The sequence below is a fragment of the Parasphingorhabdus sp. genome (assembly GCF_048269865.1).
Taxonomy (GTDB): domain Bacteria; phylum Pseudomonadota; class Alphaproteobacteria; order Sphingomonadales; family Sphingomonadaceae; genus Parasphingorhabdus.
In genome coordinates, this window is sequence record NZ_JBLWUA010000022.1 from 1 (window position 1) to 9,616 (window position 9,616).

7 protein-coding genes and 1 pseudogene are annotated in these 9,616 nt (G+C 51.4%); 3 read left to right on the forward strand and 5 right to left on the reverse strand.

The genetic code is table 11. The annotated features are described in order from the left end of the window. Positions 1-151: 151 nt before the first annotated feature. The 3 genes from ACN0WW_RS16950 to ACN0WW_RS16960 are packed head-to-tail and all read left to right on the forward strand — an operon-like array spanning position 152 to position 6,214. Positions 152-2,713 (forward strand): TerB N-terminal domain-containing protein, encoded by a 2,562-nt coding sequence (locus tag ACN0WW_RS16950; RefSeq protein ID WP_417614211.1) that lies wholly within the window; start codon positions 152-154, stop codon positions 2,711-2,713. A 1-nt stretch (position 2,714) separates the two neighbouring features. After that, positions 2,715-4,034 (forward strand): ATP-binding protein, encoded by a 1,320-nt coding sequence (locus ACN0WW_RS16955; protein ID WP_417614213.1) that lies wholly within the window; start codon positions 2,715-2,717, stop codon positions 4,032-4,034. Next, the gene (locus tag ACN0WW_RS16960; RefSeq protein WP_417614215.1) at positions 4,031-6,214 is read left to right on the forward strand and encodes a DEAD/DEAH box helicase; all 2,184 of its coding nucleotides are present in this window, start codon (positions 4,031-4,033) and stop codon (positions 6,212-6,214) included. Before ACN0WW_RS16955 ends, ACN0WW_RS16960 begins: the two co-directional genes overlap by 4 nt. 289 nt (positions 6,215-6,503) lie before the next feature. Here the strand turns inward: ACN0WW_RS16960 and ACN0WW_RS16965 are convergent, their stop codons facing one another. From ACN0WW_RS16965 to ACN0WW_RS16985, 5 genes and pseudogenes are all read right to left on the reverse strand, one after another. Continuing rightward, the gene (locus tag ACN0WW_RS16965) at positions 6,504-7,229 is read right to left on the reverse strand and encodes a DUF6602 domain-containing protein (RefSeq protein ID WP_417614217.1); all 726 of its coding nucleotides are present in this window, start codon (positions 7,227-7,229) and stop codon (positions 6,504-6,506) included. Positions 7,230-7,266: 37 nt separating this feature from the next. Then, the gene (locus ACN0WW_RS16970) at positions 7,267-8,163 is read right to left on the reverse strand and encodes a CBASS oligonucleotide cyclase (RefSeq protein ID WP_417614219.1); all 897 of its coding nucleotides are present in this window, start codon (positions 8,161-8,163) and stop codon (positions 7,267-7,269) included. Beyond that, positions 8,163-8,663, reverse strand: coding sequence for an HORMA domain containing protein (locus tag ACN0WW_RS16975; protein WP_417614221.1), 501 nt, complete (start codon positions 8,661-8,663; stop codon positions 8,163-8,165). The genes ACN0WW_RS16970 and ACN0WW_RS16975 overlap by 1 nt, the downstream gene beginning before the upstream one ends. After that, entirely contained in the window at positions 8,660-9,136 is a 477-nt protein-coding gene (locus tag ACN0WW_RS16980) for a hypothetical protein (RefSeq protein ID WP_417614223.1), read from the reverse strand. Before ACN0WW_RS16980 ends, ACN0WW_RS16975 begins: the two co-directional genes overlap by 4 nt. Beyond that, positions 9,136-9,616, reverse strand: a pseudogene (locus tag ACN0WW_RS16985) (cell division protein); the annotation flags it as partial. The gene ACN0WW_RS16980 and the pseudogene ACN0WW_RS16985, both read right to left, overlap by 1 nt.

Here is a 9,616-nt window from a genome sequence, read left to right on the forward strand (position 1 = left end):
CCAAACGCCGCGCCGCCGACAAAGCCGCTCAGGCCAAAAAATCACGCTGACAAGGCGGCGTCCTCGCCACGCTTACCATTCGCACGACTATCACTTCGTATCTATATGATAGTAGTTGCGGAATTAGCATGCTTGGCGCAGTGAGTAGGGCATGAATATTGCGCGTTCGATTTTACTTTACATTGCTTGGTTTTTTGTCTGCATGATCTTCGTAGTGACTGTTTTGCAGTTTCTACCAGACTGGATCGAAGCCTTATTCGCCCTTATCGCTCCATTTTTTGCCGTTCGTTGGCACAATAAAAGGCGCAGAGAGAAATCTGCGTCCAATAGTGAGATATCCGAAAGTCGGTACAAACGAGTTGCTGGGCAACCCTATAATTTTCGTCCAGACAAGCCCTTTCAAGCTGGTGGTCGTGCAGTTGAACGAGGTGAAAGAACCTCGCCGCTGCCAGCACCAACACGGACACGAAGCCTAACATCAAACCAACCAAATCAAGATAATCGGGCACGTATTGCGGCGGATCGCGCTGCGCGAGCAGATCCTCAAAGCGAATATCCTGCATCTTATGCAGAAGATGACATCATGCCGATTTCCACAAATCAGAGCGCAGGTGACCATATGAAAATTTCGAGTGCCATACGGTCCAAAGGCGGATGGGTGCCATCCGGCGAGACAGTCGTTGTCGCAGGCAGGCACATATCGGGCATGGTCTATGTTGGTACACCTCCGAGCGTCGGCGAAAGCTATTACCGTCAAACATGCCGAGCTTATATCGATCCTGCCTTGTCAGTTGCGAGTCTGCCCGCCGACCCTCAGTCAGATGATCTTGGATATTGGCCCAGTTACTCCGATATTTCCGCCCGCTGCCGCGCTACCTACCTCGATTGGCTGGCTGACGGAGCTACCAGTAAAAACATAAACGTAGGATATGTGTTCCTTTATTTTTATGGGCTGGAGCGCAGGCTATTTGTCGACCAGCCGGAGCAGGATGAGCAAGAACTCATAATCGCCGAGGCCGAGCGGTTGCTGGCACTATACGGCGAAAACTACTCTATCCGGCGCTACCTTGGAGAATTTGTCGAGACGGCATCAATCGTTTTTGCACGCGAGGGACAAATCACGCCGATCTATGAATCGCGTAGCTGGGAACTTCCTTTGCCGGTGCGCCTAAAGATCGGTGCATCTGTTCGCGATGGTGAACGGGTCAGCGCAGAATGGATACTGAGTTGGTATCTATGCAGCGGCTACACCAACCTTCGTACACCGGCATGGCGTTGCACGAAGGAATTCCGCGCCTTATTTCTGGTGCTTCACGAAGAGAAATATCCCGGCGGGCAGAAAGTCCGTAAGCCGAAGGGGCAATTACAATACCGCTATCGCGCTGCATCAAGCGAGTTTGACCTGGATCTCAAGCCGACAGTAGATGGCAATCCAGTACCAGATATCACCACTCTAGCTGCACCCTTGAATAGGGCACAACTAATCGCTGACGAAGCCTCCGATAGATTAGACAAATACAGCCGGTTTCTAGGGCGGAATAGCGACAGCGGTGGATCAATCGAAGCGCATGCTTTGTTGCCGATTGAAATCAGAGATCAGTTCCCTTGCGCGGGAATGGACGCGCTAGAAAATTGGGCGAAGTCGATTATCATGGCAGATGGGCTAGTCGCTGTGACCGAATTGATTGAAAAACTGGAAGGGGCCACCCCCGACCGGATTGGCAAGCGCCAATTGACAGATGCTGCTGATGCTCTTGCAGGATTGGCAATCGGCATGGCACCCGACCCACGCTTTGCCTTGCGCGCGCCAAAAGCTGACGAAGTTATTGTGTTGTTCGATCTAGGCGAGCCCGTTGTTATGCTGGAGGACGTCTCAACCGGTTATCAGCAGGCGTTGCTGGAAATGGCGTTGGGCTCTTTCGTTGCTCATGCAGATGGCGAAGTGGTCGAAGCAGAACATCTACGTTTGGTCGAGCTTGCGGCGATAGCCCCGGTTGCAAATGATCAGGAGCGGCGGCGGCTGCAAGCTAATCGGTTTTGGTTCGAAGCAGTAAAGCCAGATATGAATATGCTGCGTAAGCGCCTCAAGTCGGCGAGCGCAGAAGATTCGCTGACACTGCGTACCGCAGCAATTGCAATGGCACATGCCGATATGGCAATCGTACCGGAAGAAGTGGCCGGAATAGAGAAGATTTACACTGCTCTCGGGCTCGACCGTTCACTGGTTTATGCCGATTTACACGCACGCGATATCACCGATACACCGGTAAGCGTCCGGGCTGCGATTGCTGCGGTAGGCGGTGAATCCATACCCGAAGACACACCGCCAAATGCAGTTACGCTGGACATGTCTAAAATTGCGGAAATCCGGTCAAACACTGATCGCGTGTCCTCTGTTCTCGGAGAAATTTTCGGCGCGGATGCAGAAGGTGTCAGCCCGAAAGACGCTCCGATTCCAGACAGCAGTTTTAAGGGACTCGACACCATCCACAGCATGTTTGTGCAAGAGTTGATTGCGGAAATGAGCTGGTCCGCAGACAAATTAGCGGGCATCGCAGCGGTCAATAAATTGCCGCTGGCAGGCATGATCGAAACGGTGAATGAATGGAGCTTCGAAACGCATGGCGAAATGCTCATCGATGACTATGATGGCTATGAAATTCTGCCTGAGATAGCGGAAGCGATCCGGCAGACGATGAATGGAGGAAAGTAGAATGGCTCAACTGCGCCCGCGCGAGCGCGATGCGATCATCCAGGCTTTGAGAGCCGGCGTAGTCCCAAAGCTTGGCTTGGAACACGTTCAGGTCGGCCGCGCGCGTGAAATTGAGGAACTGGTCAAGGATATTGAGCGCATTGCCGATGGCGGAGCGGCCATCCGCTTCGTGATAGGCGAATACGGGTCGGGCAAAACTTTCTTTATGAATCTTGCAAGGCTGGTAGCGCTTGAGAAGGGGCTGGTGACGATGTTTGCCGACCTCGCCCCCGACAGACGCTTGCACGCGTCCGGTGGCCAAGCGCGCGGGCTATACGCAGAATTAGCGCGAAACCTTTCCACTCGAACGCGGCCTGATGGGGGAGGTTTGCCAAATATTGTTGAACGGTTTGTTTCGAAGGCGCAGCAAGACGCCGCCACTCGTGATTGTAGCGCTGGCGAAGTGATCGCGGAACGGCTCGCTCATTTGGAGGAGCTGACCGGTGGATATGATTTTGCTCAAGTTGTTCGGCGCTATTGGGAAGGTTTTGACACCGGTGACGATCAGTTAAAGTCGGCTGCCCTGCGCTGGTTGCGCGGAGAATTCAGCACCAAAACCGATGCGCGCAAAGCTCTTGGCGTTCGCACGATTGTCGATGATGCCAGCGTCTATGATCACCTCAAACTCATGGCTGAATTTGCTGTTGCAGCGGGGTACAAAGGGCTGCTTGTTGGTCTCGATGAAATGGTCAATTTGTTCAAGCTATCGTCCTCGCAAGCGCGTAAATCCAATTACGAACAGATTCTGCGAATACTCAACGACGTGTTACAGGGCAGCGCTTCGCATCTTGGTTTCCTAAAGGGAGGAACTCCCGAATTTCTGATGGATACCCGCCGCGGCCTATATAGCTACGAAGCGCTGCAATCCCGCTTGGCTGAGAACACCTTCGTTCAGGACGGACTAGTTGACTTATCGGGGCCAATTATCCGCCTCGCCAATCTTACGCCCGAAGATATGTTTGTCCTGTTGCAGAACATTCGCGCCATCATGCAGGATGAAAAAACCGCAATCCCGAATGAAGCGCTGACCTCCTTTATGGCGCATTGTTCCAAGCGAATAGGCGAGTCCTATTTCCGCACGCCTCGCAACACTGTGACCGCTTTCGTAAACATGCTTGCTGTCCTTGCGCAAAACCCCGGTACCCGGTGGTCCGATCTGATCGAGCAGATCGATATCGCGGACGATCATGGCGACGATATGAGTGATATCGACGAAGCAGTTGCCGCCGATCCTAGCGCGAACAGCGAGAACGATGACGGACTTTCCAGTTTTACTCTGTGACTGAGGCTTTCGACCTTCTTGCCCGGCCAATTCAGAAATGGATTCGAGGACAGGGCTGGTCGCAACTTCGCGACATTCAAGTTCGCACGATCCGTGCGGTTACCGGAGACAACAACGACATTATTATCGCCGCAAGCACAGCCGGTGGTAAAACAGAGGCCGCCTTCTTTCCACTGATCTCTCAAGTTCTTGGAGATGAGGAACCACAATCCGGATTCGATATCCTGTATATCGGCCCGCTAAAGGCGCTGATTTCCGATCAAGCCCGTCGGCTATCGGACATATGCGAGCAAACGGGATTGCCCGTGGTTCCTTGGCACGGAGACATTTCCTCCTCCGTCAAAACAAAGGCACGCAAAAATCCTGCGGGTATTGTGCTGATTACCCCAGAATCCCTTGAAGCATTGTTTGTCAGAAGGGGGGCAGAGATACCCCGGCTCTTTTCCAAAACGAAAGCTATCGTTATTGACGAGTTGCATACGATGCTTGGCACCGAACGCGGTATGCAGTTGCAATCGTTGATGACACGGCTTGAGCTTTCTACAGGCCGCCATATTCGCCGGATAGGGCTATCAGCGACGCTAGGGGACATGGAGCTTGCCAAGGCTGCTCTTCGCCCGGATGCTGCCTCTCAAGTACATTTGATTGAAGCTAAAGGCGGCGAAGCAGAATTGCGATTACAGCTGCGTGGATATTTAGAGGGCAACACTGACGAAGGAGTTCCTTCTCCCACAAATGCAATCGCAGAACATTTGTTCAAGCATCTCCGTGGTAGTGATAATTTGATCTTCGCCGGCTCGCGGCAACGTGTGGAAATTTATGCCGATCGCTTGCGGCGCAAGTGCGAGAGCGAATGGCTCCCCCAAGAGTTTTTCGCGCATCATGCCAATATTGCAAAAGAACAGCGTCAGTTCATCGAAAAGCGATTGAAAGATGGCCGTTTGCCGACCAGCGCGATTTGCACATCGACACTCGAACTTGGCATCGACATAGGCGATGTCGCTTCTGTGGCACAAATTGGCGCTCCCTTCAGCGTAGCCTCATTACGTCAAAGACTGGGCCGTTCAGGTCGCAGGCAGGGGCAACCCGCAGTTTTGCGGCAATATGCAATCGAAAGCATGCTCGATTCCAAAGCTCATATAGCCGACCGCCTTAGGCTCAGTACGATGAGAGCAATTGCGATGATCGATTTGCTTCTGGAGAACTGGTGTGAACCACCGCGTCTTGGAGCCTTGCATCTTTCTGCTCTCGTTCATCAGATACTTTCTGTCATTGCATCATCGGGCGGCGCACGGGCAAATACTCTCCACGCGGTGCTGTGCGTAAAAGGCCCCTTCCGTTCAGTTGACCCTCCACTTTTCGGCGAAGTTTTGCGCGCAATGGGAAGTGCAGAAAACGCACTGATTGAACAATCGTCAAATGGCTTGCTGCTGCTCGGAGAAAAAGGCGAGAAGCTTGTCGAACATTACAGCTTTTTCGCGGTGTTTCAGACCAGCGAAGAGTATCGCTTGATTGCCGATGGCAAAGAGCTTGGTACGATTCCAGTTGATAGCCTTCTTGCACCAGGCATGATGATCATATTCTCTGGGCGCCGATGGAGCGTCCGTGAAGTGCGCGACACCGAACGTGTGATTATCGTAACAGCCTCGGCTGGCGGCGTTCCTCCCATCTTTGGCGGCGATCCGGGTATAATCCATGACAAAGTTGTCGAGCGCATGTTTGATCTTCTCGAAGGTAAGGCAGTGCCGGTCTATCTTGACAAAGCAGCGAGGCAGTTGCTTGCGGAAGCTAGACTTAGCTATATGCAGCTTGCCTTCGAGAAAAGGGGGCTATCTCATCAGGGCGAAAGCACCCACCTAGTCTTCACACGGCGCGGGACCATTGCCACTAACAGTCTTGCTCTTGCTTTGCGTGGCAGTGGGTTCAAGGTTGAGGTTCACGACGGATTGCTGGAAGTGTCAGGGGCCGATAGGGCTGAGAATTTAAGCGATTATCTCCAAACCTTGGCTAATGGGGCTTCTCCCGATTTATTCGTCGCGGATACGAATTTGCGATTTGAGAAATTCGATCATGTTCTAACTGACGCACTCTTGCAGAGAAACGTACTGACTTCGCGGCTCGATAGTGATTGTCTAGCTGATATGGCAAAAACTATCCTGGATTCCTTTAGCCCAAGCTGAATTGTGAAGCATATGCGATTGCTTGTGTTCTTACATTGTAATTTCTTTCGATCTTAATACCCATTGGGGGAAGGCCTTCCCCTGAGCCGCTGCGCGTCTCCAGCTAGGTGTACATTTCAGATCTTGATCAAGGTCGATTGTCGCATCAAAGCCACTGTCGCTTGGAAACGGACTATGAATATCTGTGGGGTTTCCGGATATCAGACGCGAACGTTTAGCGCCCATGCTCTATGTGCAGCCGCAAGGAGCGGGCTTTATCAAGTCAGGGATTTTCGCCGGGTAAAAAGGCCTAGTCCACAAGCCATTCGCTATAAGCTTCAATATCAATCATCGGGACGGTGCCGCTGAATTGCAAACGCGATATCAGTTTGAACAGGAAGGCAGTTGCGGGCTTGTTTTCCGCGACGAACAAATAGTCTTGGGTGTCGCCATCGAAGTTGAAATGACCGTGTGATGCCAGACAGCCTAAATCAAGCTTACCCACGCCCAACTCTGCGTTCAGTGCTTTTTTCAATGAATTGCCAAGAGCTGGCTTCCATTCACTCTCAAAGGTAAGCAGCCCACCGATTATCGGGATCAACGGCTTGGCCGGATAAGTTCCCCCGGCATAGGGAATGGGAAGGCTGGTCCGGTGCAGCTTTCGAACGCTCGCCACTTTGTCCTGTGCATACCCAACGAGATTGGCATCGGCTGTCTGCTTTGCCTCAAAAACGGCGTATACACTTTCTGCTGGAACGATGATTTCGTTTTCATAGTTGAAAATAAACGGCGAATACTGCCGGTCAAATACCACAATGTCGATCTGCTGGCTAAAATTGCCTTTACTATCAACAACATGTGCCTTTGATGCTTCGTAGCGCTTTGGCAAATAAGTGTTAAGGAGCTCAATCCAGACATTTTCGCTGGCATCACCTTTTGTGCCAGGGTGATCGAATGCTTTTCGCACCGTTTTTAGGCGTTGTTCGATGTCCTCATGAAGAGACGCCAACAGCTGCGTCAGGGACCATTCTGTCATCGCGGCTACCTTTTTGCAGAAATTGAAAGAGACCAGATCACGATAAGGGAAACATAGGCCCAAAAAGTTCACGCCAGGCTTTCAGCGCGTCGCCATTACGTCCGTGGCGAACATGATCAATGGCCATTGTTGCTTCACGCTCCGCTGCTTGGAGAAGACTACGCGCCCTTGATTTACGATTTTGATCCATACCATCACTGATGGCCGGCCCGAGACCAGCGGGATCAGGCCATTCATCCAATATACGATCACCAAGGGTGGCGAAAAAGCCCTGCATCTCTCGGTCGAAACTGCCGCCCCAACCTCCATATAGGCATTCAAGAGCCATAACCTCGATAAGGAATGATGGCTTAACCGGTTTTTCGCCATGTTTGGGATTGTTGTTCCAATATTTGACCATTCGAACGAGGCCCTTCCATTCATTGGAAAAAGCTTGATGAGCATTAACCGCCTTTTCGGCATGGATCGTTGGATTGGTCTCGATCCACTTCCCCAACTCGTTGTCCGGTATGGTAAAATTGTCACCCTTGTCGAATGCCGGAACAACATCGACACTGATAACACGGTAGTCAGTGTTATCATCGGAATCAGCGGTTACACCAAAATCAACATTGATAGACCGGTTTTGTTTGCGGGCATTATTTCCATATTTTTCGGCCAAAGCGTCATGGAAATCGGTCAAGATCACAGATGGCGCTTTTGAAAGATAATCATCTTCAGAACCTTTCAGGACGAAAAATATATCCACATCTTTGAGCGGTTTGGTTTTTGTCCATCGCGCATAAGAGCCAGTTAGAAAACTTCGATCAATCTCGAATTTGCAATCGAGATAATCGCGAACCTCTTTCTGGCGTGCCGACGCATTCGCTTGTTCTTTATCGTTTAGCTCCAATCGGCTTTTGAATTTCCGAAATGCCTCGTCAATCGTCAGCATCAGGCTCTCCTTAAATATGAGGTACGGGCACCGAGGCCGCTATGCTCGACGGTCTTACCTAGGCTTTGCCGGACCATTCCTTCAGTCGAGCGACCACTGCCGCTGCTCCACCCCGCCACTTCTGGACGTCCCGGCTTGTTCTGAATCAACAGACGGTAACGTGCCTGACTTGGCGCCAATCCCGCCTTTTTAATTGCGTATTTGAGCTGCTCCGTATCGGTCCAGAAGCTTCCATCTCCGCCTGACCAGCCATATGCAATTTCAATATCCCATCTGAAAATCAGTGCGTCGGTCAAAGGATTGTATATCTCAAGCTCTACCGTTTCGAGATGACCCGAATTGAGCCACGCGTGAATACCGCGCATATTGAGATCCCATTCACCTACAAATTTTGCCGGATCAAGGCCACTAAGACGTATAATGTCCTTCAGACTCTTGAGTATATTATCTGCCACGTATGTGACGGAATGAGTGTACGTATTAACGGTTACTGCGGTCATGATCCCAAAAATCCTTCCGTATCAAGAATCAGGTTTTGAGACTTCTCTGATGCTACATTCTCATCTTTACCCACAGCCGCATCCAAGTCGCGGGCGGTAATCCGCGTACTATGTTGTTTTAGCGCATTTTGTACCCATTCCAAATCGTCAGTATTGCATGGGAGCGAAACGCGCCAATCTCCCTTTAGGGGATCAAATGGCAGGGCCTCTTCGTTCGCATCCGAGCCATCGATAGCGTTGTCATCATAAAGGCAATAAATGCGCGTTCGAGGACCATCACAGGTTGTTATGATGGCTGCGTCTTTGGGGGATTGGTCGGCGATCACGCTAGCTGCAACGCCTCCTACGGCTTCCAGTTCTGCGCGGGCACTGTTTGATTTTCCTTGGACCAAAAGATCAATAATGGCTGTCCAAGTCTTAGAAGCATCGCGCTCGGGCGTACTTTTGAATGTCCGTCTAACAACGCTGCTCATTAGGATTTATCCCCTATTAGCCGTCCAGCCTTGGCAGCGCGGGCAGCCTCAATCAAATTGTCGATTTTCAAAAGATTGGGATCAATGGCGGTCTTCGGGCTGCTGGCCATGGCGTTAGCAACCATTTTGCGAATAGCTCGACCATCTAAACCCACGCACTCGTCAGCACATGGCTCGTAACGAGGATCATCTAGCAATTTTGCAATTTGTGGATAGACCGCGCCAAGCCCTGTCAGGCAATTTTTCAGTATCAGCGAACACGCATCACGATTCGGCAAGGGGATCTCTACCACGAGGTCGCATCGCGATGTGAAAGCGGCATCGACGGCTTGAGGAAAGTTGCTGGTGGCGACGAAAAGAAGATTGGGATGTTGCTCAGCGAGAATGTCGAGTTGCACCAGTACAGCATCCGTAGCACGGTGAATGTCGATTGGATTGGCCTCAAGGCTCATTTTGGAACGGTCAGCCGCCAGCGTTTCA